We start from the raw sequence: 24,588 nt of genomic DNA, 5'->3' as shown, positions 1-24,588 counted from the left end.
CGGGTTCTCGCGCGGGATCCGCGAGGACGAGGGCACCATGTCGCTGTGTCGTCACTGCGACAGAGCGACAAGGTAACGAGTACAGGAGTCGAGTTGGAACGCGCCACCATTGCCGAGATGCTGCTGGACCGTCTGGGCGACGAGCACCTGGGAACCCGGACGACGGAGCGGGACTGGACCTGGGACGAGACCGTCCGGGAGAGCGCTGCCCGCGGCGCCCTGGCGACATCGCTCCGAGTCGAGGGGCCCTTCCACATCGGCGTCCTCCTCGACAACACCCCCGAGTTCCTGTTCTGGCTCGGCGGCGCAGCCCTGGCCGGGGCCACGATCGTGGGCATCAACCCGACCCGCCGCGGGGCGGAACTCGAGGCCGAGATCCGCTACGTGGACTGCCAGCTCATCGTCACCGACGCCGAGGGCATGGCGAAGCTCGCCGGCCTGGACCTCGGGCTGACCCCGGACCGGTTCGTCCTCGTCGACGACCCGGCGTACGCGGACACCGTCGCCGCGCACCGCGTCGAGGAGCCCGCCGCGGATCCGTCCGTGGACGAGTCGAGCCTGTTCCTGCTGCTGTTCACCTCCGGCACCACCGGGATGTCGAAGGCTGTCCGGTGCAGCCAAGGCCGCCTTGCGAGGCTGGCGCACGCGAACACGAAGAAGTACGGGCACGTCCGCGAGGACGTCGACTACTGCTGCATGCCGCTGTTCCACGGCAACGCCCTGATGGCGTTGTGGGCACCGGCGCTGGCCAACGGCGCGACCGTGTGCCTGCCGCGGGCGCGGAAGTTCTCCGCGTCCGGGTTCATGCCCGACGTGAAGTTCTTCGGTGCAACGTTCTTCACGTATGTCGGCAAGGCGCTGTCCTACCTGATGGCCACGCCCGAGCGGGCCGACGACATCGACAACGCCCTCGTCCGCGGATTCGGCACCGAGGCCTCCCCCGAGGACAGGACCGAGTTCGTGCGCCGGTTCGGGGCCGAGCTGTTCGAGGGCTACGGCTCGTCGGAGGGCGCCGGTTCGGTGAAGCTCGACCCGGAGGCGCCCGAGGGCGCGCTGGGGCGGCCGGCGCACGACGAGATCGCCGTCGTCGACCCGGACACCCGCGTCGAGTGTGCGCGCGCGAGGCTCGACGAGCACGGCCGCGTCCTCAATCCGGACGAGGCGATCGGCGAGATGATCGACAAGGGCGGCGCCAAGCGCTTCGAGGGCTACTACAAGAACGAGCAGGCGATCGCCGACCGGATCAAGCACGGCTGGTACTGGACCGGCGACCTCGGCTACATCGACGAGGCGGGATTCATCTACTTCGCCGGGCGCAAGGGCGACTGGATCCGCGTCGACGGTGAGAACACCTCCGCGCTCATGATCGAGCGGGTCCTGCGCCGGCACCCGAAGGTCATCGCGACCGGCGTGTACGCGGTCCCGGACCCCCGCTCGGGCGACCAGGTGATGGCGGCGATCGAGGTCGCCGACCACACCGATTTCGACCCGGAGGAGTTCGCCGCGTTCCTCGGCACCCAGGACGACCTGGGCACCAAGTCGGCGCCGCGATTCGTGCGGGTGTCGACGAACCTACCGGTGACGGGGTCGAACAAGGTGCTCAAGCGCGAACTGCAGGCGCAGTTGTGGCGCACCGACGAGCCCGTGTTCAGGTGGGAGGGGCGCGGCGGTCCGAACTACCGCCCGATGTCCGACGACGACAAGCGACGGTTGGAGTCCGACTTCCAGACATCCGGGCGGGAGCGGTTCCTCGGTGTCTGATTCGACGACGAATCGTCGCGTAGCCCTCGTGACCGGCGCGAGCCGGGGGATCGGGCGGGAGACCGCTCTGGCCTTCGCTCGCGCGGGGTTCGACGTTGCCTTCACGGCGCGCACCGTGCGGGAGGGTGACGGTCGGGTCGCCCCGCGCACGCACGGCGACTCGATCCCGGTTCCGGGCAGCCTCGCGACCACCGCCGTTGAGCTCGAGGCCCTCGGGGTGCGGGCCCTTCCGGTGCCGATGGACCTGCTCGACCGGCACTCGGTGACGGCCGCGGCCGATCGGGTGCTGGAGGAATGGGGCGGGGTCGACGTGCTGGTCAACAACGCGTACGCGCAGACCGCGGGCAACATGGACCGGATCCTCGACATCGACGCGGCCGACGCCGAGACGATGGTGCGCGGCAACTTCCTGCACCAACTCGCGCTCGTCCAGCGGGTGCTGCCGCAGATGGTGGCGCGTGGATCGGGAGTGGTGATCGATCTGGTGTCGGGTTCGGCAAGCATGGACCCGCCCGCGGCACCCGGCGAGGGTGGCTGGGGATTGTCGTACGCGGCGTCGAAGGCCGCCTTCGGCCGACTCGCGGGCGCGGTGAACGCGGAGTATCGCGACAGCGGGATCCGCGCGTTCAACCTCAGCCCCGGGTTCGTGGTGACCGAGTCCGGACGGGCCCGGGGCGGCACCGATGCGATCGTCGACAGCGGCTTCGATGCCGTTCCCGCAACGGTTCCCGCCCGCGCCGCGGTATGGCTGGCCACAGATCCCGGGGCGGACAGATTTCTGGGCAAGGTGGTGTGGGCGCCGAAACTGGTCGACGCCATCATGGACTGATGACGACGGAAGGGCGTGACGTGAAGCTCGGTGTGGTTTTCCCGGTGGAACTGGGAATGGCAGGCGATCCGGAGAAGGTGCTCGAGTTCGCCAGGGCGGCAGAGTCTCTCGGATTCGACGAGATCTCCGCGGTGGAGCACTCGGTGGTGATCGCGAACACGGGAAGCGAGTACCCGTACTCACCGACCGGCAAGTCGCATCTGCCGGACGACTGCCCGCTGCCCGATCCGCTCGAGCTGCTCTCGTTCGTGGCCGGCGCCACCACGCGGCTCGGCCTGGCGACCGGGGTGCTGGTGCTGCCCAACCACAATCCGGTGGTGCTGGCCAAGCGGCTGGCCACCCTCGACCGGCTCTCCGGGGGGCGGGCCCGGATCTGCTTGGGGCTGGGCTGGATGCGCGAGGAGATCGAGGCCTGCGGCGGCGATTTCGATCGCCGCGGCAAGGTCGCCGACGAGGCCGTCGCGGTGATGCGCGCGCTGTGGGCGGGTGGTTCGGACGGCGTCGACTTCGCCGGCGACTACTACCGGTTCTCCGGCGCGTACTCGTTCCCGAAGCCGGCCCGTGAGTCCGGGGTGCCGCTCTACATCGGCGGGCACAGCAAGGCCGCGGCGCGGCGGGCGGGACGGCTGGGCAACGGTTTCCAGCCGCTCGGCCTCGGCGGCGAGGAGCTGGACGGGGCGATTGCGTTGATGCGTTCGTCGGCGGCCGAGGCCGGGCGCGACCCGTCCGAGGTGGCGCTGGTGCTGGGGCACGTCCTGCCGCGGATGGACGAGTCGAAGGTCGAGTGGGCGCGTTCGCTCGGCTCCGATCGGATCCTGCTCTCGGCGTCCCGGCGCGCCACCACCCTCGACGCGGTGCTCGAGGAGATGGCCGAGTGCTCGGCGAGGATGGGGCTGGCCTGAACGGTCGACTCCGGGTCACCCGTTCGGCGGGTGACCCCTGCGGGCGCGCCAGGCGGTGACAACCGCGTCGGCGTCCACCCGGTGTACCGGCACCACCGGCGCGCTCGGCGCCCGCAGGTAGTCGGCGATGCGGCGGTTCAGGTCCGCGACCACGTCGCGGACCGACTGCTCGCTCGGCAGGTCGGCGATCTCGTCGGGCAGTCGCTGGACCTCCCGTCGCAGTTGCAGCGAGGGTGGCAGCAGTGCCTCGGTCGACAGGCCCTCGGCCCGCAGCTTGTTCTTGACCCACCACAGTTCGTCGTCGTCGCCCAGGTGCGGGATCGGCTTTCCGGCACCGGGCAGATCGTCGAACTCGCCTCGTTCCTGTGCGAGGCGGATCTGTCGCTCGATCCACGACTCGAACGGCACGTCCCACGGCTTGCGTTCGGTCATGTCGACCATTGTCCTCCGGCAACCTCGGCAGGCTCGGCCCCGGATTCCGGGGCCGAGCCTGCCGAAATGCGTGGCTACCGGCGGTTCATCCCGACGGCGACGACGGCTGCGCCGGCGGCCACCGCCGCGATCACCCACCAGGTGTGCTCGAACGCGGCCGACGTCGGCGCCTCGTCGGCCGGCCGGACGAGGGTGAGCACGGCGACCACCATGCTGACGCCGAGCACCGCGCCGATCTGCCGGGTCATGTTCACGACCGCGCTGCCGGTGGCGGACCGGTCGGCGGGCAGATCGGCGGTGGCGGCGGACAGGATGGTCGGCAGGGCCAGCCCGACCCCGGCCCCCGCGAGCAGCCACCCGGGGAGCATCTGCGTCGCATAGCTCGGCTCCGGGCCGACGGAGACGAGGACCGCGACGGTGCCGAGGGCCCACAGGGCGCATCCCGCCGCCGTGATGGTCCCGGGCGGCAGCCGTCGGGACAGCGCCTGACCGACCGCGGCGAACGCCGGGACGAGCAGCGGTCCGGGCGCGATGGCCAGCCCGGTGAGCATCGCCGAGTACCCCCAAACCTGCTGCAGCCACAGGATGTTCGCCAGCAAGCCGGCCGCGAAAGCTGCGCTGAACAGGAGGGCCGCGGCGTTCGACCAGGCGAAGGTGCGCACCCGCAGCAGGGCCGGTTCCAGCAGCGGGTCGCGGTGCCGGGAGTTTCGTCGCCAGAACGCCGCGGCGGCCGCGACGGCGACGGCGAAGGCGGCGAGGACCGGCGCGTCCGACCAGCCCCAGTCGGGACCCTGCACGAGGCCGAGGGCCAGCGCGCCGATCCCGATCGTCAGCAGTGCGGCGCCGAGCAGGTCGAGGCCGGTGCGGTCGGCGGCGGGTCGAACGTCGGGGACGACCCGTCCCGCCGCGGCCAGGAAGGCGAGGCCGATCGGGATGTTGATCAGGAACACCCACCGCCAGGATGCCTCGACGAGAAGTCCGCCGATCACCGGACCGAGCGCCGCGGCCGCCGCACCGGTTGCGGCCCAGATGCGCACGGCGCCGGCGCGGGCGGCCTCGGGGACGGCACTGATCACGAGCCCGAGGCTGGCCGGGGTGAGGGCCGCGGCTCCGACCGCCTGCAGTAGGCGGCAGACGACGAGCAGCCACAGCGTGGGACTGACGGCGCAGGCCGCGCTCGCGGCGGTGAACAGGGCGAGACCGGCGACGAATCCTCGTTTGCGCCCGATGCGGTCCGACCAGCGTCCGAGCGGGACGAGCAGGGCGGCGTACACGATCGCGTAGCCGTTGAGCACCCAGCTGAGCTGGCCGAGGGTGTGTCCCGGGTAGCTCGCGGCCATGTCGGCGAAGGCGACGTTGACGACGAAGAGGTCGAGGCTCGCGAGGAAGGACGCTCCGGACAGGACCGCGAGCAGCGGGCCGACCCGAGGGCTCTCCGGGGTGCGGCGCTCGGACATCTGACTATTGATTGCCATAGTCAGCAAGTTAGACACTGGCTCTGCTTTTGGCAAGCCAGGGGTAGTCTGGTCGTATGGATGCGGCACGACTTGACGGATTCCTCGCCGACCGCGAGGCGTGGCAGGCCACGCACTGCTCGATCGGCAGGGCGATGGAGGTGGTCGGCACCCGCTCCGCGATGCTGATCCTGCGCGAGGCCTACTACGGCACAACACGATTCGATGATTTCGCTCGTCGCGTCGGGATCACCGAGGCGGTCGCGGCGTCCCGGTTGCGGGAACTGACCGCGGAGGGATTGTTCGAGCGGACGCCGTACAAGGAGCCGGGTCAGCGGACCCGCTACGAGTACGTGCTCACCGAGAAGGGGCGCGACCTGCTGCCTGCGGTCCTGGCCCTGATGCAGTGGGGTGACAAGTACCTGCAAGATGGGCGCGGTGGTCCGCTGGGGCTGAGCGACGACACGACCGGCGATCCGGTTCGGGTCGAGGTCCGCAGCGAGTCCGGTCGCGAGGTGCCACTGTCGGAGTTGCGGGTGAGCCCCAACGTCACCGAGGGGCAGGCCAGGCGGTCGGTCGAATCGTCCCGCGGCGGCGGAGGCCGGCGGGCGCGCCAGCGGTAGCGCCTCCGAAACCGCTAGGGGTGCTCGGAGATCAGGACCGCCCGGGTTCCGGGTTCGAGCGCCTGGAACACGTGCGCGACGTCGCCCGGATACGAGATGTAGTCGCCCGGGCCGAGCTCGACGGGATCCTCGATGACGCCGACCAGGGCGCGGCCCGCGCTGATCACGACGTGCTCGACGACCCCCGGCAGGTGCGGATCGGACTCGCGTGCGGGGCCCGGCTCCACGGCGAGCCGGTAGACGTCGCGCCGGGCGTTCGGTGGGCACGAGGACACCAGGGTGGCCTGATAGTCGGTCCGTTCGGAGCGCAGCACCGGACCCTCGTCGGCCCGGATCACCTGGACGCGCGGCCTCGGCGGGTCGATGAGCTGGGCGAACTGGATGTCCAGCGCGACACTGAGCGCCCACAACGTCTCGACGCTCGGGTTGCCGGTGCCCGATTCGAGCTGGGACAGAGTGGACTTGGCGACCCCGGCGCGGCGTGCGACCTCGGTGAGTGAGAGGCCTGCCCGTTCGCGCTCGCGGCGTAGTGAGGACGCGATGACGTCCAGGGGCGCTTTCCCGTCCGATGCCATGCCGTTCACTATATCGACCTCAATGTTCGACTTGACGAACAGCCTGTCCGGTGTTCACCATAAAGTCCATGCGTTCGATATGGCGAACACTCGACACCGCGCTGCGGCGCGACATCGCCCTGGTGTGCCTCGCCGACGGTTTCGTCGGGGTGTCGTACGGCGCGCTCGCTGTCGGTCTGGGTTTCGCGCCGTGGGTACCGGTGCTCATGTCGGTGGTCGTGCTCGCCGGGGCCTCGGAGTTCCTGTTCGTGGGCATCGTCGCCACCGGTGGCAGCCTGCTCGCCGCGCTGGCCGGCGGTCTGCTGGTCAACGCACGGCACCTGCCGTTCGGCCTGGCGGTCGGCGACGTGACCGGCCGGGGGTGGCGTCGGCTCGTCGGTGGCCACCTCCTCAACGACGAGAGCACGGTGTTCGCGCTGGCGCAGTCCGACCCCGCCCGGCGGAGGGCCGCCTACTGGCTGTGCGCGATCGGAATCGGCCTCTGCTGGCCGCTCGGCGCCCTGATCGGCGCGACCGCCGGCAGCTTCATCGACGACGTCAACGCGTTCGGTCTCGACGCGATGTTCCCGACTGTTCTTCTCGCGCTGGTGTTTCCGGCACTTCGAGACCGCACCACCGCGTCGGTCGCAGTCCTCGGTGCAGTGATCGCGGTGGCCGCGACCCCGTTCCTGCCGGCCGGAATTCCCGTCCTGCTGGCGCCGGCCGCTCTCGCGGCGCTGATCTGGATGAAGCCACGCCCGACTGCCGTCCAGGCATCGGACGAGGCGGCCACGGTATGAGCGGGAGCCCGGTGTTGGTGGTGGCGGTGCTGGTACTCGGCGCCGGCACCCTCGCGTTCCGGTTGGCGGGACCGGCGCTGCGCTCGCGTGGCGTGGTCCCCGACCGGCTCGAGACGTTGCTCTCCACCGGCGCGGTCGTGCTCCTCGTCGCGGTCGCGGCGACCGGCGCGCTGACCGAGGGCGGCGGTGTGGCGGGCATCGCGCGACCGTCCGGTGTGCTGGTCGGCGGCATACTCGCCTGGCGCAAGGCGCCTTTCGTCGTCTCAGTGATCGCGGCCGCCGGGACGGCGGCGGGTCTGCGGTTGCTCGGGGTGCCCTGACCCCGACGTACCCCGCGGAATTCTCAGGCGCCCGGGATCGTCACCTCGCGGTCCTCGGCGAAGTCGACGACCAGTTCGCGCCGCGCGATCGCCCAGCGCCCGTCCACCACGCGGTAGCTGTCCTGGTAGCGGATCGCGATCGCGTTGTCGCGCAGCTCGCCTCGACGATTCCGGTACAGATGGTGGGCGAGGCAGTACACCTGCCCGGTCGCGGTATCCCCGTCGGTGTCGAGGACCTGCTGGTGCACGGCGTGGTGCGTCGAGTGCAGATGGGCGGTGCCGCCGAGGATCGCAGCGGCGATGGAGTCGCCGCCGACGGTCACCACGGCCTCCCCGCGGGTCACCGCCGGTGGTTGCACGAACTCGGCGTCGGGGGTGAACAGTGCGGCGAGCGCGGCCGCGTCGCGGGTGTCCACGGCGACCGCGTAGCGCCCGGGCAGGTCGGATGGGAGATCGCTCATGCGTCGAGTATGCGGTGCGGAGTTCGGCGGTGGCGGCACCCATCCGCTGAGCGGGAACGCGGGGAGCTGGCCCGCGAACTGCGTGAGACGATGCGGACACGCGGACTAACACATGAAACGGGGAAGAGCAGTGCCCACACCAGTGCACGCCGGTCGGGCGCCGTCATCCGCCCGAGTCGTGGTCGTCGCGCTGGCCCTCGGCGGGATCGTCGTGTCGCTGATGCAGACGATCGTGGTGCCACTCCTGCCCGAGTTCCCGCGGCTGCTGCACACCAGCCACTCCGCGGCCGCATGGCTCGTCACCGCGAACCTCATCGCCGGCGCCGTCTGCGCGCCGGTGCTCGGCCGACTCGGCGACATGTTCGGCAAACGCCGCCTGCTGCTCGTCGCGTTGGCGTTGATGGTCGCGGGGAGCCTGCTCGGCGCGGTCTCCGACGTGTTCGGCGTCGTGCTCGTGGCCCGCGCGCTGCAGGGCGCCGCAATGGGGGTGGTCCCACTCGGCATCAGCATCATGCGCGACGAGTTGCCCCCCGAGCGGGTAGGTTCGGGCATCGCGCTGATGAGCTCGACGCTCGGGGCGGGTGGCGCCATCGGTCTGCCCATGACCGGTGTCATCGCCGAACACTTCAGCTGGCACTGGCTCTTCGGCGGGGCCGCCGTGCTGGGTCTGGTCGAGCTGGTCGCGGTGTGGCGGCTCGTCCCCGAGTCGCCGGTCCGATCCGGTGGCCGGTTCGACTTCGGCGGCGCGGTCGGACTGTCGGTCGCGCTGGTCTGCCTGCTGCTCGCCGTCACCCAGGGCAATGCGTGGGGCTGGGGGAGCGGTCCGGTGCTCGGCCTGTTCGGCGCCTCGGCGCTGCTGTTCCTCGCCTGGGGAGCGTACGAGTTGCGGATCGGCAGGGCAGGCGTCGCGGACGCCGCCCGCCAGCCCCTGGTGGACCTGCGGGTCTCCGCTCGCCGTCAGGTGCTGTTGACGAACATCGCGTCCGTGCTCGTCGGATTCGCGATGTTCACCTCGTTCATGGTCAGCGCCCAGATCTTCCAGGCGCCGCGGGACACGGGCTACGGCTACGGGATGTCCCTGACCCTCAGCGGGCTCGCCCTCCTGCCCGGCGGGCTGATGATGATCGCCTTCTCGCCGGTGACCGCCCTCCTGTCCCGGCGCCGCGGGCCACGGTTCAGCTTCCTGGTCGGAACCGCGATTCTGATGGTCGCCAACCTCGTTCGCGTCGCGGCCCCGCACCAGCTCGTCGTCGTCATCCTCGCGACCGCGGTGACCTCGATCGGCGCCGCGTTCGCCTACGGATCGATCCCGGCGATGATCATGCAGGCCGTGCCGGTGACCGAGACCGCGGCCGCGAACAGCCTCAACACCCTCGCCCGCTCGATCGGCACCTCGGTGTGCAGCGCGGTCGTCGCCGCCGTCACGACCGCGTCCGTGATGTACGTCGCCGGGGTCGAGTTCCCCACCGCGGACGCGTACGCCGCGGTCTTCGCGATAGCGGCGGGCGCGGCGCTGCTGGCCCTCGTCGTCGGTGCGTTCGTCCCGCGCGCGGGCACCCCGGAAGGCGGGACTGACATCGATGTCGGGACAGCCGCTCTACCGCTGAGTGAGACTGATCGGGACCGCATCCGGATCACCCCGTAGCGTCCGAATTTCGCGGGACAGCGGGATTGAGGAGAGCCAACGATGGAGTTGAGGGAGTCGGCCGCGCAGCTCGAGCTGCGCCGGGAACTGCGCGCGTACTTCGCGGCGTTGTTGCCTGCCGAGAAGCGCCGCGCAGCCGGCGAGCAGGGCGTGGGCGGCGAGTACTTCCGCGAGGTCGTCAAACTGCTCGGGCAGGACGGCTGGCTCGGCATCGGCTGGCCCACGGAGTACGGCGGGCAGGGCCGCTCCATCGAGGAACAGTTCGTCTTCTTCGACGAGGTGCAGCGCGCGGGTCTCCCGTTCCCGTTCGTCACCGTCAACACCGTCGGCCCGACGCTGATGAAGTACGGCACCGAGGAGCAGAAGGAACGCTTCCTGCCGGGCATCCTCGCGGGCGACATCGTCTTCGCCATCGGCTACACCGAGCCCGAGGCCGGCACCGACCTCGCGTCGCTCAAGACCCGCGCCGTCCTCGACGGCGAGGAATGGGTGGTCGACGGGAACAAGATCTTCACCTCCGGCGCCAACACCGCCGACTTCGTGTGGCTCGCGTGCCGCACCGACCCGGATGCCCCCAAGCACAAGGGCATCTCGATCCTGGTCGTCCCCACGGACGATCCCGGCTTCTCGTGGTCGCCGATCAACACCGTCGGTGGCCTGATGGTCACCTCGACGTACTACAGCGGTATCCGCGTCCCGCACAAGGACGTGATCGGTGACGTCAACGGCGGCTGGCAGCTGATCGCCGCGCAGCTCAACCACGAGCGCATCGGTCTGGCCGCGATCGGTGGCCGCACCTACGGGCTGTGGCACCAGGTGCTCGCCTGGGCCAAGGAGAACGGCACCATCGAGATTCCTTGGGTGCAGCAGGAATTCGCACGCACGCACGCGAAGCTCGAGGCGATGCGCCTGCTGAACTGGAAGATGACGGCCGCCGTCGCCGCGGACACCCTGTCCGGTGCGGACGCCGGCGCCACCAAGGCATACGGCACCGAGACCCACATCGACGTCTACCGCACGCTGCTCGGCATCCTCGGCGCCGCGGGCCGCATCCGCCCCGAGTCGCCGGGCGCGCTGCTCGCAGGTCAGATCGAGCAGATCTCCCGTCAGGGCATGGTCAACACGTTCGGCGGCGGCGTCAACGAGGTCCTGCGCGACATGGTCGGCACGATGGGCCTCGGCCTGGTGCGTGAGAAGAGGGTCAAGTGAGCGAATTCCTCACCGCACTCGAAGCATTCGAGGGGCAGACCCTCACGCCCACCACGTGGGGACCGGACGAGGTCAACACCCCGATGATCCGGCACTGGGTCGAGACGATGGGCGACACCAGCCCGATCTACCTCGACGACGAGGCCGCCCGGGCCACCGGCCGGGACGGTGCCGTCGCACCCGCACTCATGGCGCAGGTCTGGACCATGCGCACGTTCACCGACAAGATGACGAACAACGATCCGTCTCGGGTGTGGACCGATCTGATCGCCGCGTTCGACGACGCGGGCTTCACGTCCGTCGTGGCGACCGACTCGGACTTCGAGTTCTTCGTGGAACTGCGCCCCGGCGACCGGGTTTCGCTCACCGAGGTGATCGAGGACATCTCCGCGGAGAAGAAGACCGGACTGGGCGTCGGTCACTTCGTCACGACGCTCAAGACGTACCGCAACGGTGACGACCAGGTGGTCGCGACCCAGCGTTGGCGCACGCTGCGCTTCCGGCCCGAGGCAGCCGAGAAGCCCGCGGGCCTACGGCCGCGCCCGGCGCTCAACGCCGACAACGCCTTCTGGTTCGAGGCCGCCAAGGAGCACCGCCTGGTGATCCAGCGCTGCACCGCCTGCGGCACGCTTCGGCACCCCACCGGGCCGATGTGCGGGCAGTGCCGTTCGCTCGACTGGGACACCGTCGACGCCTCGGGCCGCGGCACCGTCTACAGCTTTGTCGTCAACCACCACCCACAGATCCCCGGATTCGAGTACCCGCTCGTCGTGGCGACCGTCGAACTCGAAGAGGGCACCCGACTGGTCGCGAACATGACCGGCGTCGCGCCGGACGACGTCGAGATCGACATGCCGGTGGAACTGGACTGGATCGACGCCGACCCGGATCTGACGCTGCCCGCGTTCCGGCCGGCCGCACGGGAGGAGCACTGATGGACTTCAACTTCAGCGAAGAGCAAGAGGCGATCCGCACCCTCGCCGACGAGGTCTTCACCAGCAAGGCCGGCATCGACCGCGTCAAGCAGGTCGAGCTGAGCGACGAGCGCATCGACCGCGAACTGTGGCGCGAACTCGCGAACACGGGCCTGCTCGGCATCGCGCTGCCCGAGGACCTCGGCGGCGGCGGGCTGGGTCTGTCCGAGCTGTACGTTCTCCTCGAGCAGCAGGGCCGCCACGTCGCGCCCGTGCCGATCTGGCAGTCGGCCCTCGCGGCGCTCGCGGTCGCCGAGTTCGGCACCGACGAGCAGCGGACCGCGCTCGTCCCCGGTGTCGCCGAGGGCACCACCTTCCTGACGATCGGTCTCGAGGAGTTCGGCCCGTACGTCGAAGGCGACCCGGAGACCGTCGCGACCGAGGCCGGCGGCCGGTGGACCCTGACCGGCGCGAAGGCCGTCGTCCCGATCACGCACGTCGCGGACCGCGCGATCGTCTCGGCGACCACGCCGACCGGTGCGGCGCTGTTCGTCGTCGACCTGGCCGCGGACGGCGTCTCGGTGGAGCAGACGCAGTCGACCAACTGGGAGATCTGCGGCAACGTCACGTTCGAGTCGGCGCCGGCCGAACTGCTCGGCCCCGCCGACGGGGGCGCCGCCCGGTGGCTACTCGACCGTGTCGAGCTCGCGCTCGCCGCGATTCAACTCGGTGTCGGCTCCGGCGCCGTGCGGCAGGCCGTCACATACCTCAACGGCCGCACGCAATTCGGGCGCCCACTCGCGACGTTCCAGGCCGTGAACCACCAGCTGGCGGACTGCTACATCGACCTCGAGGCCATGCGTGTGACGCTGTGGCAGGCCGCGTGGCTGCTCACCCAGGGCGAGGAGCCCGGTACGTCGGTGCTCGTCGCGAAGTGGTGGGCCACCGACGCCGGCCAGCGCGTGGTGCACCGCACCACGCACGTCCACGGCGGCATGGGGGTTGACACCGATTACCCGGTGCACCGGCACCTGTTGTGGGGCAAGCAGATCGGCGCCACCCTCGGTGGTTCCGCGTCCGACCTCGCTCGCCTGGGCGCGCAGCTCGCGGCGGGCGTCGAGGTGGTCGCATGACCACCACCGCACCCGCGCTCACCGGGCGCGGCTACCACGACATCGCGGTCGGCGAGGTGCTGCCCGAGGTGGCGATCCCGTTGACCCGCACGCTCATCGTGGCCACCGCCATCGCGACGCGGGACTTCCAGGACGTGCACCACGATCCGGAGTTGGCACGGGAGCGTGGCTCGAAGGACGTGTTCATGAACATCCTCACCAGCAACGGCCTGGCCGGACGGTTCGTGACGGACTGGGCGGGACCCTTCGCGACGGTGCGCCGCGTGAAGATCCGCCTCGGTGCCCCGAACTACCCGGGCGACACCATGACGATGACCGGTGCGGTCGTGTCCAAGGACAACGGGCTCGTCGAGGTGAAGGTCCAGGGTGCGAACAGCCTCGGCAACCACCTCTCCGGAACCGTCACCGTGTCGTACCCCGCCGGTGAAGGGAAGGGCGCCTGATGGCCGTCAGCCCGCTCTCGGGTGCCGCCGCGATCGTCGGCATCGGTGCCACCGAGTTCTCGAAGAGGTCCGGCCGCTCCGAGCTGCAGCTCGCCTGCGAGGCCGTCACCGCCGCGCTCGCCGACGCCGGGATCGACCCGTCCGAGGTCGACGGCCTGGCCACGTACACGATGGAGACCAACGGCGAGATCCTCGTGGCCCGCAACTGCGGTCTGGGGGAGCTGAAGTTCTTCTCCCGGATCGGCTACGGCGGCGGCGCGGCGTGCGCCACGGTGCAGCAGGCGGCGATGGCCGTCGCGACCGGCGTCGCCGACGTGGTGGTCTGCTACCGCGCGTTCAACGAGCGCTCCGGTGTCCGCTTCGGTCTCGGCCAGCACGACCGCCCGATGGACAGCAGCGCCGACCGGGCCGCGTACGCGTGGCTGACCCCGCAGGGCCTGGCGACTCCCGCCCAGTGGGTCGCGATGTTCGCCCGGCGGTACATGCACCAGTACGGTGCGACGAGTGAGGATTACGGCCGGGTTGCAGTCGTGGCACGCAAGCATGCCGCGAACAACCCCGCCGCGTGGTTCTACGGCAAGCCGATCACGCTCGAGGACCACCAGAACTCCCGGTGGATCGCCGAGCCCCTGCACCTGCTCGACTGCTGCCAGGAGACCGACGGCGGCCAGGCCCTCGTCATCGTCTCGGCCGAGCGGGCCAAGGACCTGCGCCACAAGCCCGCGATCATCAAGGGCGCGGCGCAGGGCAGCGGCAAGGACCAGCACATGATGACGAGCTACTACCGCCCCGACATCACCGGTATCCCGGAGATGGGTCTGGTCGGCCGTCAGCTCTACGGGCAGAGCGGTCTGACGCCGGACGACATCAACGCGGCAATCCTCTACGACCACTTCACTCCTCTGGTGCTCCCGCAGCTCGAGGAACTCGGCTTCTGCCGCCCCGGCGAGGCCAAGGACTTCATCCGCGAGGGCAATCTGGAGATCGGTGGACGGTTGCCGAGCAACACGCACGGCGGCCAGGTCGGTGAGGCGTACCTGCACGGCGTCAACGGCATCGCCGAGGCGGTCCGGTTGCTGCGCGGCACGTCGACCAATCAACCCGAGGATGTCGAGAACGTGATCGTGACGGCGGGAACCGCGGTTCCCACGAGCGGCCTGATTCTCGGCGCCGCCTGACTCGAAACATCTGGAAGGGACCGAAGAATGACGGCAGTGGAGCAGAAGCCGGCCGGTGCGTGGCGTGGGGTCGACCTCGGCACCCGCACGGTGAGCTACACCGAACGCGACGCGATCATGTACGCGCTCGCGGTGGGGGCTCAGGCCACCGAGTTGGATCTGGTGTTCGAGGACCGGCTGCGCGTGCTGCCGACCTTCGCGCTGACCCTGGCGCAGTGGGCACCCGACGAGCTGGGCTCGCGGGGTGCGTTCGACACCAAGACCGCGCTGCACGGCTCCCAGGAGCTGAAGGTGCTGCGCCCGCTGCCGCGCAGCGGGGAACTCGAGCTGCGTGCGTCCGTCGGTGAGGTGTGGGACAAGGGCGCCGCCGCGGTGTTCGAGGTGAAGGTCGAGTGCGAGTACTTCGTGGCGACCTGGTCGCTGTTCGCGCCCGGCTACGGCGGATTCGGCGGCGAGCGGGGCCCGTCCAAGCCCCCGGCGCCGGAGGGTGAGCCGAACCTGTCGACGGACCTGGCAACCTTCGAGACCCAGGCCGCGCTCTACCGGTTGACCGGCGATCTCCACCACATCCACATCGACCCGGCCGCAGCCGAGCGCATCGGCCAGCCGCGGCCGATCCTGCAGGGCCTGTGCACCCTGGCCGCGAGCACGCTGCCGCTGGCACGCGCACTGGGTGCGCACCCCGCCGACCTGGTGGAGCTGTCGGGACGGTTCTCCGCGCCGGTGTTCCCCGGCCAGGTCCTGCCCGTGCGCGGCTGGCGCGACGGCGACGCGGTCGAGTTCGAGGTCGGCGCGGACACCGTGGCGATCGCGGGCGCCCGCGCCCGGTTCGCGGGCTGACCGGGATGGCCGTCGCCAACCCCGCCGACTTCACCGGCACGTCGGTCCTGATCACCGGCGGTACCAAGGGAATCGGCCGCGTCGTCGCGGAGACCTTCCTCGGGGCCGGCGCTCAGGTGACCGTTTGCGCGCGAAGCGAACCCGAGACAGTGCCCGAGGCCGACGGTCGCCGGGCCGCGTTCGTGCCGGTGGACGTCCGCGACGCGGACGCGGTGCGCGCCATGGTCGAGTCCGCTCATGCCGCGATGGGCGGCCTCGACGTGCTGATCAACAACGCCGGCGGCTCGCCCGACGCCGACGCGGCGGAGGTCTCGCCGCGGTTCGTCGAGAAGGTCGTCGCGCTGAACCTGTTGGCACCCTTCTACGTCGCGCAGGCCGCGAACCGGCTGATGCAGCGGGAGAACGGCGGCTCGATCGTCAACATCGGGTCGGTGTCCGGCCAGGACCCGCAGCCGGGCACCGCCGCGTACTCGGCGGCCAAGGGCGGGTTGCTGGTGCTGACCAAGGCGCTGGCACTCGAATGGGCGCCGAAGGTGCGTGTCAACCACATCACCACCGGGCTGATCCGGACCGAGGCCGCGGCCGCGGTGTACGGCGCGGACGGCGGTGCCGCCGTCACCAAGACACTGCCGATCGGGCGGATGGCGGTGCCCTCGGACATCGCGGGCGCGTGCCTGTTCCTGGCCGGACCGCTCTCCGCGTACGTGAACGGTGCGGACATCGCCGTCCACGGCGGCGGCGAGTACCCGGCGCGCTACCTGGCCACCCATCCGGAAATCGGCTGAATCACTTCATGATCGGAGCATGAGCATGGGAATCCTGGACGGCAAGGTTGCGCTCGTCACCGGAGCGGGACAGGGCATCGGCCGCGGCATCTCGCTGGCGCTGGCCAAGGAGGGCGTCGCGATCGCGGTGGCCGGTCGCACCGAGTCCAAGCTGCACAAGACGGTCGCGGAGATCGAGGAGTTCGGTGGCCGCGCGATCCCGGTCCGCTGCGACGTCTCCTCCGGCGACGACATCGTCGCGGCGGTGGAGCGGACCGTCGGCGAGCTCGGCGGCGTCGACATCCTGGTGAACAACGCCAACGACTCCAAGCCCGGTCGGCTCCTCGACGTGGTCGACGCGGACTTCGAGCGGGCATTCGCCTCGGGTCCGCTGGCCACGCTGCGGATGATGCGGGCCTGCCATCCCCACATGGTGGCGCGTGGCGGCGGATCGATCGTCAACCTGGTGACCTCGGCCGCGGTGCGGTGGGACGCCAGCAACTACGGCGTCTACGGCTCCGTCAAGGAGGGCATGCGGGTGCTCACCCGTGCCGCCGCGGCCGAGTGGGGACGCGACGGCATCCGGGTGAACAACGTTGCCCCGCACGCGATGACGCCCGCGCTCGAGTGGTGGATGGACAAGAACCCGGAGGAGGCCGCCGAGTTCGTCGCCGGCATTCCGCTGGGCCGGGTCGGTGACCCGGAGGCCGACATCGGCCGCGCGGTGGTGTTCCTGTGCTCCGAGGACGCCCGCTACCTCACCGGCGCCACCGTCCCGCTCGACGGCGGCCAGTCCCGCTGGGGGTGATGCGAGGGCCTCTCAGCGTTCTGCCAGTTTGGCTGAGTAGATTTCGCTCAATGCACGCTCGACTCGTCACCGCGCCCCGCAACTGGCCGCTCGGCCTCGCCGCCCTCATCGTCGCGGTGGGCATCCTCGGCGTGTTCGGGCCGTGGGACATGAGCGACAACCCGATCATCCGAGCGTCCACCTCGCTGTACCGCTCGGTCGAATCGGCCACCGCCACCTGGCCCAGTGGATCGGGCACCCTCAGTGATCTCGTCGCCGAGGCAGGGCTGGTCGCCCTCGCCGGGATGCTGGCGCTCGCGCTGTGGTGGGGGCGGAGCAGTCCCCGCACCCTCGGGGTCGGCCTCGCGGCCGGTGCCGGCGTCGTCGGGTCGGCGATCGCGACCCTCGCGGTCAAGTCCGTGATCACCGAGGAACGCCCCTGCACCGCCGTCCCCGGTGTGCACGCGCTGTCGAAATGCCCGCCCCTCGGCGACTGGTCGTTCCCCAGCAACCACTCGGGCATCGCCGCCGCGCTCGCGACGGCGGTGGTGCTCACCGCGTACGCGGCCGGGCGGGTGTGGCTGTCGGTGCTGGCTGTCGTGACCGCACTGGTCGTCGGTGTCTCCCGCGTGGTCAGCGGCGTGCACTACCCGCACGACGTCGCCGCCGGACTGGTCTTCGGAACCTGCATCGCGTTGGCTTTCGCGGTGTTCCTGACGCCGGTGACCACGATGCTGGTGCAGCGATACATGCCCGTCCGCGCTCGGACGCGTTCCGCCCCGCGCGAGTCGGTCTCCTCCTAGGGGTCGGGCGTCAGCGCGCGCTCGACGGCGTCGGCGGCCGCGGCCGGGTCCTCGTGCTCCCACACCCGGACCACCACCCAGCCCGCCTCGGCCAGTCGGACGTCGGTGTCCCGGTCCCGCGCGACGTTCGCGGCCAGCTTGTCGGCCCACCACTGCGCGTTGTTCCTCGGCTGCGTCGCGTGCTCGGGGCAGCGGTGCCAGAAGCAGCCGTCCACGAAGACGGCGACCCGGGCGGCCGGGAACACCAGGTCGGCGCGTCGGCGCATCCCGGGCAGCGGCGCCCGGTCGACCCGGTAGCGGCGCCCGCGGCGATGCAGCTCGCGGCGCAGCGCCATCTCGGGGGCGGTGTCGCGGCGGCGCTGGGTCCGCATCCGCTCACGGGTCGACGGGGAGTCGGGGACCGGCGAGGGCATGCCCCGATTGTCTCGCAGCGCGTCAGTCGTCGCCGTCGTCGTCCGGATCCGACCAGGACGGTGCGAACCGGTTGCGGCGTTCGACCTCGCCCCGGACGATCGCGACGAACTCGTCGAACGAGAGCGTCTGCTTGACCGTCGGGCGTCCGTTGCGCGGCGGGGCCTCCTCGACGTCGAAGAACCGCACCGCGCCGCGATCCGGTCCGTCGGTCTCGTACAGCCCGATGAAGACCCGCTCGAACAGGTCGTAGCGAGTGTCCTCCGCGCCGAGGTCCACCCACGCCCGCTCCGACAGCCCGTGCACCGGTCGTTTCCCGCGGCCCGACCGCTTGGACAGGGTCATCACGTGGTGGGCGAACGACGACTTGCCGGTGTCGCTGGTCTTCGCGGGGTCGCCGTCGTCGCACGTCGCGTACGGCTCGAACATCACCGCGATCAGGACGCTGTAGGGCTGACGCTGGTGCAGCACCATCGCCTCGCCGCGCAGCTCGTGGTCGTTGCGCACCACGTTCTTCGTCCACCGGCCGAGCCGGCCGGACTTGGGGCTGTAGTCCTGGAAGCTGTAGGTCTTGATGGACACGCACAGCACCAGGCCGAGGGTGGGGTCGATCGTCTTGACGTCCAACCGTTTCCGGCCCTTCACGACGTCGATCTGGGCTTCCTGGCCCGCGCCGGTCGCGGTCGGGGTGATGTCCGGGTAGGTGGGGCGCAGCGCGTCCGCCACGGTCTGCGCGAGCTCGTTGGACAGTCGCTGCGCGTAGTTCTTCTTGGCGTCGCGCTCGGCCCGCGCGTCCGGCTTGTCGCCCGCGCCGTCCAGGGCCCGGCGCAACGGGGTGCTGCCGAGGCTCTCGCGCAGCATCGCCTCGCTCAGTAGCGCGTCCTCGGTGAGGTACTCGCTCACGCGGCCCTCGCCGGGTCGCCGCCCATGCGCTCGAGGTGCTCGGCGACGTCGTCGAGGAAACCGGGCACGAACCGCAGGTTCCCGGCGTTGGCGCGGCGCAGGAACCCGGCCGTCGCGCGGGCGGAGAGCAGCTTCGAGTCGTCGAGGAACCCGCCGAGATCCTCGTACGGGTGCTGGACCGGCCAGGTGCTCAGGTCGGCGCGGTGCGCGGCCCCGCCCCGACCCCAGGCGGCGGTCGGCCAGGGGTCGCCGGGCTTCAACGGCTTGTCCGCGGCGCCGTCGTAGGGCACGGGATCGGCCAGTCGCTCGCCGACCCACGACGACATGCGGGTGCTGACCGCGTTGCCGACCAGCTTCCACCGGTGCCCGGAACGCAGTCCCGGAACCTCGAGTGCGGGCAGCGTCCAGTCCGGGTCGAAGCCCTGCAGGCGTTCGGCACCGACGATGCCGGGGGTGACGATCTCGCCGGTGAGCAGCCGGACCGCGGGCGGGCTGGCGATGCCGATGGTCGACCCGCCCTTGAGGGTCGGCACCGCGTTGACGGCCCAGCCGAGTCCGCGGACGCCCTCGGTCCAGTAGAAGCCGCACGGGTGGTCGCCGGGTTCGCCCTCTGCGGCCGGTCCCGCGTCGTCGGCGAAGAGCACCTCGCGCGGGTCCTCGGTGCGGGAGGCGAGCATGAGCACGCGCTGGCGACGCTGCGGCAGGCCGAATGCGCGGGCGTCGACCACCCGGTACGCCCACATGTAGCCGAGGTCGTCGAGCGCGGAGGTGACGTGCCGCATCGCGGCGCCGCGGCCGAGCTGCAGCATGAACGGGACGTTCTCGAGCAGCAGCCAGCGCGGGCCCTTCTTGCGTTTGACCAGCCGGAACACCTCGTCGACCAGGCCCGAGCGGGAGCCGGTGATGCCGACCGTCTTACCGGCCTGGGACAGGTCCTGGCACGGGAAGCCCGCGGTGACCAGCTCGATGCCCGCGGGCAGCGAACGCAGGGCGGTCACGTCGGAGTGCAGGTCGGCCTCCGGGAACCGGGCGGCGAGCACGGCCTGGGCGCCGGCGTCGATCTCGCAGTAGAGCTCGGTGTCCCAGCCGTGCTCGCTCAAACCCAGTTCGAGTCCGCCGATGCCGGCGAACAGCCCCACAGCGCGCCCGCTCACATGACTCCTTAGTGCCGTCCTCAGATGTAAGGACCGTACCCGGCCACACCGACAGACCCATCCACAGCGATCTCCCCGATGTCACAGTCGTTCGACGACGACTACCGAATGTGACATCGGGGAGGTCGGGGCAGGTGTGGGGAGCCGGGGTCAGCGGGAGACGAGGGGGAGGCGGCGGCGGGGCTTCGCCGCGGCCAGCAGCTCGTCGACGTCGGTGATCTTGACCCGCGGCCGACCCGTCGCCGCCCCGCGGGACCGTTCGGCCGAGTCGATCGCCCGCCAGCCGCGGTAGTCGATGCGGGCGGGCTGGCGCTGCCCGACGAGCTTGGTCAGCTCCCGGCGACTGCCGACCTGTCGGACCAGGTGGCCCGCCTGGAAGTCCTCGAACAGTCGGGCGACGGTGTCCTTGGCGCACGACTTGTTGGTGCCGATGACACCGGACGGCCCGCGCTTGATCCAGCCGGTGACGTAGACGCCGTCGACCGGCGCACCGCCTGGCCCCGCGAGTACCCGGCCGTGGTCGTTGGGGATCGTGCCGCGGCGCTCGTCGAACGGGACGCCCGGTACCGGGACCCCGCGGTAGCCGATCGACCGCAGCACCAGCGAGGTGGGGACCGTCTCGGTGTCCCCGGTCGGTCGGGCGCTCAGCGTGCCGTGCTCGTCGGCGACGAGTTCGTTGCGCACCACGGTGACGGCGTCGGCACGGTCGGTGCCGAGCACCGCGGTCGGTGACGCCAGGTACCGGAACACGATCCGCTTGCGACCGGGATCGGTCGTCCGTCCGGAGAACTCGCGTGCCAGCTGCACCTTGAACGCCGTCGACGGCTCCAGCTCACCCCTTGCGAGCTGCCCGGCCGTCGCCTCGTCGAGTTCGAGTTCGGCGGGGTCGACGACGACGTCGACGCCGGCCAGGTCGCCGAGCGCCAGGAACTCCGGCGTGCTGTACGCCGCCTGTGCGGGTCCGCGCCGGCCCAGCAGGACCACTTCGCGAATATTGCTGTGGCGCAGCGCCTCCAGCGCGTGGTCGGCGATGTCGGTCTTCGCCAGCTCGTCGACGTCCATGGTGAGGACGCGGGCCACGTCGAGCGCGACGTTGCCGTTGCCGATGATGACGGCGCGCTCACCGGACAGGTCGAACCGGGCGTTCGCGTGGTCGGGGTGCCCGTTGTACCAGGCGACGAACTCGGTCGCGGCGTGGCTGCCCGGCAGATCCTCGCCGGGGAGGTCGAGCCGACGGTCGCTGGACGCGCCCACCGCGTAGATCACCGCGTGGTGGTTCGCCAGCAGGTCCTCGTGGGTGAGGTGCTTGCCGATCTCCACGCCCAGGTGGAACTGGAAGCCGTCCTTGGCCGCGGTCCACTCGAACGCCTCGGCAATCACCTTGGTGCCCGGGTGATCCGGCGCGACGCCCGCCCGGATCAGGCCCCACGGGGTCGGCAGCTTCTCGAACATCTCCACCTCGACGTCCGAGTGGATGAGCAGTTCCTCCGCCGCGTAGCACGCGGCGGGGCCCGCGCCCACGATCGCCACCCGCAGCGTCCCGAGGTCGGTCCGCTTGGCCTCGGCCGGCTGCAGCGGCTTCCAGCCCTCCTGCAGCGGGTACCGGTCGTAGTAGTTCGCGTTGATCTCCGCGTACCGGGCGTCGGACTCGCCGAGCTCGTCGGCCGGGAAGATCGCCGCAACCGGGCAGGCGTCCACGCAGGCGCCGCAGTCGATGCAGGTGTCGGGCTCGATGTACAGCATCTCGGTGGTCGCGAACTGCGCCTCGTCCGGTGTCGGGTGAATGCAGTTGACCGGACAGGTCGCGACGCAGGAGGCGTCGTTGCAGCACGCCTGGGTGATCACGTATGCCATGGGAGTCGTTCCTCTGTGCAGGAGCTGGGGCGTGGGGGCGGCACCGCCGTCAGAGCAGGTTGACCCGTTTGTAGAGGATCTTGCTGGGGCCGCCGACCAGACCGGACTCGGTGAGGAAGTGCATCAACTTGGCGCCGGACCTGCGCACCGTGTCCTGGTAGTGCCTGTTGTTCTTGGCCTCGGCGATCGCGCGCTGCGGGTCGAGGCCGGCGTTCGCATAGACGTCCTTGCGGATCATCGACTTCATGACGAAGTACACGACCACCGCGGTGTTGACCCGCTCGACGGCGAGTCGGGCCCGGCTCGCACCCTGCAGGCGCCGGCCCACCTCCTCGCGGGCGAACCGGATGTGCCGGGCTTCCTCGAGCACGTGAATCTTGCTGACGGTGCGGGTGACCGGCTGGACGCGCTCGTCCTTCATGAAGTCGCGCTGCATCATGTCGAGGATCTCCTCGGCGGCCATCACGCTGGCGTACGCGTTGGCGCCGCGGAAGTAGCTGCCCCAGATCCGGCCGAGCTTGTGGATGACGGGGTGCGGGCCGTAGCTCGGCATGCCGAAGCGCTCGCCGGCGCGGGCGAACATCACCGAGTGACGGCATTCGTCGGCGACCTCGGTGAGGGCGAACTGGACGTGCCGGGAGTGCTTGTCGCGGCCGTAGACGTCGCGCAGCAGCATCTGCATGAGCAGGATCTCGAACCACAGGCCGACACTCGAGACGCTCGCGGCCTCGTGCTTGGTCAGCTCGACCTTCTGCGCCATGGTCATCTCGTCCCAGAGCGCGGTGCCGTAGAGGGTGCTCCACTCGGGGGTCAGCCCGAACTTGTCCTCGGGCAGCGGCGCCTCCCAGTCGACCTCGATCATCGGGTCGTACGACTTGCGGGCGGAGGACGCCAGCAGGCGGCGGGCGGTCTCCTCGCGATCGGAGACCGCGGGGCGCTGCACGGGGAGAGCGGTGGTCATGTCGGCCCTTCGTTTCATGCCACGAGACGCGCGACGGCGTTTATGTGACAACGAGTAACAGGTAATGCGACTGTACTCGCGCCGCCCGCCTGTGACAACTGTCACCGCGCACAGCTCGAGGCAAGAAAGTTTGGGTTGCCGAACTTCTTGATATGGTGAGGCAAATAACGGTTCCGGCTGCGGGGGTTGACGTGGAAAGTGTGCGCACGGTCGATCTCGCGACCCCGCCCACCCGCAGGGGGCCGGGTCTCGGACGACTCATCGCACTGGTGGGACCGGCGTTCGTCGCGGCCATCGCCTACGTCGATCCCGGCAACGTCGCCGCCAACCTGACTGCCGGCGCCAAGTACGGCTACCTGCTGATCTGGGTGCTCGTGATGGCCAACGCGATGGCGGTACTCGTGCAGTACCTGTCGGCGAAGCTCGGTCTGGTGACGGGACGTTCGTTGCCGGAACTGCTCGGCGACCGGCTGCGCCCCGCCCAGCGGAAGGCGTTCTGGCTGCAGGCCGAACTGGCCGCCGTCGCGACCGATCTCGCCGAGGTGATCGGCGGCGCGATCGCGCTGAACCTGCTCTTCGGAGTGCCGCTGCCGCTCGGCGGCCTGATCACCGGCGCGGTGTCCATGGCCATCCTCTCCACCCAGGCTCGCGGCCAGCGGACCTTCGAATTCGTGGTGATGGGACTGCTCGCGATCATCACCCTGGGCTTCGTCAGCGGTCTGGCGTTCACCGACGTGTCCGGGCGGGACGCGATCGCGGGCCTCGTGCCGCGCTTCGAGGGAACCGAGACCGTTCTGCTCGCCGCCAGCATGCTCGGGGCCACCGTGATGCCGCACGCGATCTACGTGCACTCCGCGCTCGCGCGGGACCGGCACGGCAGGGGGATCAAGGCCGCGCTGCTGCCGCGACTGCTCAAGGCGACCAAGCTCGACGTCGGCGCGGCGCTGGTCGTCGCCGGCACCGTGAACATCGCGATGCTGCTGCTCGCCGCCTCGGCGCTGCGCGGAGTCGACGGGACCGACACCATCGAGGGTGCGCACGCCGCGATCTCCTCGGCGCTCGGCCCCACGGTCGCGGTGATCTTCGCGGTCGGCCTGCTCGCCTCCGGGCTGGCGTCCACCTCGGTGGGCTGCGCCGCCGGCGCCGAGATCATGCAGGGGCTGCTGCATTTCCGCATTCCCATGCCGCTTCGCCGGATCCTCGTGCTGATTCCCGCGCTGGTGATCCTCGCGATCGGCGCGGACCCCACGATGTCGTTGGTGATCAGTCAGGTGGTGCTCAGCTTCTGCATCCCGTTCGCACTGGTTCCGCTGGTGCGGATGACGTCCGAGCCCGGGCTGATGGGCGAGCACGTCAACCGTCGCGGCACCGCGATCGCGGCGTGGGCGGCGACCGCGGTGATCGTGGCCCTCAACGTCGCGCTGCTGGTGCTCACCGTCTTCGGCTGACCGCG

26 protein-coding genes are annotated in these 24,588 nt (G+C 70.6%); 17 read left to right on the top strand and 9 right to left on the bottom strand.

Translation table 11 applies throughout. The features are described 5' to 3' along the window. The first annotated feature begins 117 nt into the window (after window positions 1-117). From ACFVH2_RS20460 to ACFVH2_RS20450, 3 genes are read left to right on the top strand one after another with little or no spacing between them, the layout of a single operon-like run. Window positions 118-1,761 carry an AMP-binding protein gene (locus ACFVH2_RS20460; RefSeq protein ID WP_378425277.1) on the top strand — a complete coding sequence of 548 codons (1,644 nt, stop codon included), beginning with the start codon at window positions 118-120 and terminating at the stop codon, window positions 1,759-1,761. Between the two features lie 28 nt (window positions 1,762-1,789). Beyond that, window positions 1,790-2,590 (top strand): SDR family oxidoreductase, encoded by an 801-nt coding sequence (locus ACFVH2_RS20455; protein WP_378425055.1) that lies wholly within the window; start codon window positions 1,790-1,792, stop codon window positions 2,588-2,590. A 20-nt stretch (window positions 2,591-2,610) separates the two neighbouring features. Further along, the gene (locus ACFVH2_RS20450; RefSeq protein ID WP_378425279.1) at window positions 2,611-3,492 is read left to right on the top strand and encodes an LLM class F420-dependent oxidoreductase; all 882 of its coding nucleotides are present in this window, start codon (window positions 2,611-2,613) and stop codon (window positions 3,490-3,492) included. 15 nt (window positions 3,493-3,507) lie between these two features. Here ACFVH2_RS20450 and ACFVH2_RS20445 read toward each other — a convergent pair whose 3' ends face one another. Next, a complete protein-coding gene (locus ACFVH2_RS20445; protein ID WP_378425057.1) occupies window positions 3,508-3,924 on the bottom strand; it encodes a DUF1992 domain-containing protein in 417 nt (138 codons plus the stop codon). Window positions 3,925-3,998: 74 nt separating this feature from the next. Further along, complete coding sequence (locus tag ACFVH2_RS20440) at window positions 3,999-5,399, bottom strand: MFS transporter (RefSeq protein WP_378425059.1); 1,401 nt, start codon at window positions 5,397-5,399, stop codon at window positions 3,999-4,001. Window positions 5,400-5,455: 56 nt separating this feature from the next. Between ACFVH2_RS20440 and ACFVH2_RS20435 the strand changes: the two genes are divergently transcribed. Next, window positions 5,456-6,001, top strand: coding sequence for a winged helix-turn-helix transcriptional regulator (locus tag ACFVH2_RS20435; RefSeq protein WP_378425060.1), 546 nt, complete (start codon window positions 5,456-5,458; stop codon window positions 5,999-6,001). Window positions 6,002-6,015: 14 nt separating this feature from the next. On the opposite strand, the gene ACFVH2_RS20430 is transcribed toward ACFVH2_RS20435, so the two are convergent. Next, the gene (locus tag ACFVH2_RS20430; RefSeq protein ID WP_378425062.1) at window positions 6,016-6,576 is read right to left on the bottom strand and encodes a helix-turn-helix domain-containing protein; all 561 of its coding nucleotides are present in this window, start codon (window positions 6,574-6,576) and stop codon (window positions 6,016-6,018) included. A gap of 68 nt (window positions 6,577-6,644) precedes the next feature. Between ACFVH2_RS20430 and ACFVH2_RS20425 the strand changes: the two genes are divergently transcribed. Together ACFVH2_RS20425 and ACFVH2_RS20420 are read left to right on the top strand one after the other, a co-directional pair. After that, on the top strand, window positions 6,645-7,355 hold the full coding sequence (locus tag ACFVH2_RS20425) for an AzlC family ABC transporter permease (protein ID WP_378425065.1): 711 nt from the start codon (window positions 6,645-6,647) through the stop codon (window positions 7,353-7,355). Further along, entirely contained in the window at window positions 7,352-7,675 is a 324-nt protein-coding gene (locus tag ACFVH2_RS20420) for an AzlD domain-containing protein (RefSeq protein WP_378425067.1), read from the top strand. The genes ACFVH2_RS20425 and ACFVH2_RS20420 overlap by 4 nt, the downstream gene beginning before the upstream one ends. Window positions 7,676-7,698: 23 nt before the next feature. Here the strand turns inward: ACFVH2_RS20420 and ACFVH2_RS20415 are convergent, their stop codons facing one another. Beyond that, window positions 7,699-8,136: a nuclear transport factor 2 family protein gene (locus ACFVH2_RS20415; protein ID WP_378425069.1), complete on the bottom strand. Its 438-nt coding sequence runs from the start codon at window positions 8,134-8,136 to the stop codon at window positions 7,699-7,701. Between the two features lie 130 nt (window positions 8,137-8,266). Here ACFVH2_RS20415 and ACFVH2_RS20410 point away from each other — a divergent pair, with 130 nt between their 5' ends. The 10 genes from ACFVH2_RS20410 to ACFVH2_RS20365 are packed head-to-tail and all read left to right on the top strand — an operon-like array spanning window position 8,267 to window position 17,852. Then, on the top strand, window positions 8,267-9,781 hold the full coding sequence (locus ACFVH2_RS20410; protein ID WP_378425071.1) for an MFS transporter: 1,515 nt from the start codon (window positions 8,267-8,269) through the stop codon (window positions 9,779-9,781). Between the two features lie 42 nt (window positions 9,782-9,823). Next, window positions 9,824-10,990, top strand: coding sequence for an acyl-CoA dehydrogenase family protein (locus tag ACFVH2_RS20405; protein ID WP_378425074.1), 1,167 nt, complete (start codon window positions 9,824-9,826; stop codon window positions 10,988-10,990). Further along, complete coding sequence (locus tag ACFVH2_RS20400; RefSeq protein ID WP_378425076.1) at window positions 10,987-11,925, top strand: bifunctional MaoC family dehydratase N-terminal/OB-fold nucleic acid binding domain-containing protein; 939 nt, start codon at window positions 10,987-10,989, stop codon at window positions 11,923-11,925. The genes ACFVH2_RS20405 and ACFVH2_RS20400 overlap by 4 nt, the downstream gene beginning before the upstream one ends. Beyond that, window positions 11,925-13,037 (top strand): acyl-CoA dehydrogenase family protein, encoded by a 1,113-nt coding sequence (locus ACFVH2_RS20395; RefSeq protein ID WP_378425078.1) that lies wholly within the window; start codon window positions 11,925-11,927, stop codon window positions 13,035-13,037. The genes ACFVH2_RS20400 and ACFVH2_RS20395 overlap by 1 nt, the downstream gene beginning before the upstream one ends. After that, window positions 13,034-13,480, top strand: a complete 447-nt coding sequence (locus tag ACFVH2_RS20390) for a MaoC family dehydratase (RefSeq protein ID WP_378425080.1) — start codon at window positions 13,034-13,036, stop codon at window positions 13,478-13,480. Before ACFVH2_RS20395 ends, ACFVH2_RS20390 begins: the two co-directional genes overlap by 4 nt. Then, window positions 13,480-14,658, top strand: a complete 1,179-nt coding sequence (locus ACFVH2_RS20385) for a lipid-transfer protein (RefSeq protein WP_378425082.1) — start codon at window positions 13,480-13,482, stop codon at window positions 14,656-14,658. Before ACFVH2_RS20390 ends, ACFVH2_RS20385 begins: the two co-directional genes overlap by 1 nt. Window positions 14,659-14,685: 27 nt before the next feature. Further along, on the top strand, window positions 14,686-15,498 hold the full coding sequence (locus ACFVH2_RS20380) for a MaoC/PaaZ C-terminal domain-containing protein (protein ID WP_378425084.1): 813 nt from the start codon (window positions 14,686-14,688) through the stop codon (window positions 15,496-15,498). A 5-nt stretch (window positions 15,499-15,503) separates the two neighbouring features. Beyond that, complete coding sequence (locus tag ACFVH2_RS20375; RefSeq protein WP_378425086.1) at window positions 15,504-16,283, top strand: SDR family oxidoreductase; 780 nt, start codon at window positions 15,504-15,506, stop codon at window positions 16,281-16,283. Window positions 16,284-16,308: 25 nt separating this feature from the next. Then, window positions 16,309-17,070, top strand: a complete 762-nt coding sequence (locus tag ACFVH2_RS20370; protein ID WP_378425281.1) for an SDR family NAD(P)-dependent oxidoreductase — start codon at window positions 16,309-16,311, stop codon at window positions 17,068-17,070. Between the two features lie 50 nt (window positions 17,071-17,120). Next, window positions 17,121-17,852: a phosphatase PAP2 family protein gene (locus tag ACFVH2_RS20365; protein WP_378425088.1), complete on the top strand. Its 732-nt coding sequence runs from the start codon at window positions 17,121-17,123 to the stop codon at window positions 17,850-17,852. Here ACFVH2_RS20365 and vsr read toward each other — a convergent pair. From vsr to ACFVH2_RS20340, 5 genes are all read right to left on the bottom strand, one after another. After that, a complete protein-coding gene (gene vsr / locus ACFVH2_RS20360) occupies window positions 17,849-18,265 on the bottom strand; it encodes a DNA mismatch endonuclease Vsr (RefSeq protein WP_378425090.1) in 417 nt (138 codons plus the stop codon). The two genes, ACFVH2_RS20365 and vsr, sit on opposite strands and share 4 nt — an antisense overlap. A 22-nt stretch (window positions 18,266-18,287) precedes the next feature. Beyond that, the gene (locus ACFVH2_RS20355) at window positions 18,288-19,166 is read right to left on the bottom strand and encodes a hypothetical protein (RefSeq protein ID WP_378425092.1); all 879 of its coding nucleotides are present in this window, start codon (window positions 19,164-19,166) and stop codon (window positions 18,288-18,290) included. Next, complete coding sequence (locus ACFVH2_RS20350) at window positions 19,163-20,320, bottom strand: DNA cytosine methyltransferase (RefSeq protein ID WP_378425094.1); 1,158 nt, start codon at window positions 20,318-20,320, stop codon at window positions 19,163-19,165. Before ACFVH2_RS20350 ends, ACFVH2_RS20355 begins: the two co-directional genes overlap by 4 nt. A 150-nt stretch (window positions 20,321-20,470) precedes the next feature. After that, window positions 20,471-22,174 carry an FAD-dependent oxidoreductase gene (locus tag ACFVH2_RS20345; protein ID WP_378425096.1) on the bottom strand — a complete coding sequence of 568 codons (1,704 nt, stop codon included), beginning with the start codon at window positions 22,172-22,174 and terminating at the stop codon, window positions 20,471-20,473. A 49-nt stretch (window positions 22,175-22,223) separates the two neighbouring features. Further along, window positions 22,224-23,135 (bottom strand): diiron oxygenase, encoded by a 912-nt coding sequence (locus tag ACFVH2_RS20340; RefSeq protein WP_378425098.1) that lies wholly within the window; start codon window positions 23,133-23,135, stop codon window positions 22,224-22,226. A gap of 200 nt (window positions 23,136-23,335) precedes the next feature. On the opposite strand from ACFVH2_RS20340, the gene ACFVH2_RS20335 reads away from it, so the two are divergent. Beyond that, a complete protein-coding gene (locus ACFVH2_RS20335; protein WP_378425100.1) occupies window positions 23,336-24,583 on the top strand; it encodes an Nramp family divalent metal transporter in 1,248 nt (415 codons plus the stop codon). Window positions 24,584-24,588: the final 5 nt, after the last annotated feature.

It is taken from the genome of Rhodococcus sp. NPDC127527 (genome assembly GCF_042672245.1).
In the GTDB taxonomy this organism is placed as follows: domain Bacteria; phylum Actinomycetota; class Actinomycetes; order Mycobacteriales; family Mycobacteriaceae; genus Rhodococcus_G.
Note: the sequence above shows the minus strand (reverse complement) of the source record. Positions and strands in the feature narration are given on the sequence as shown.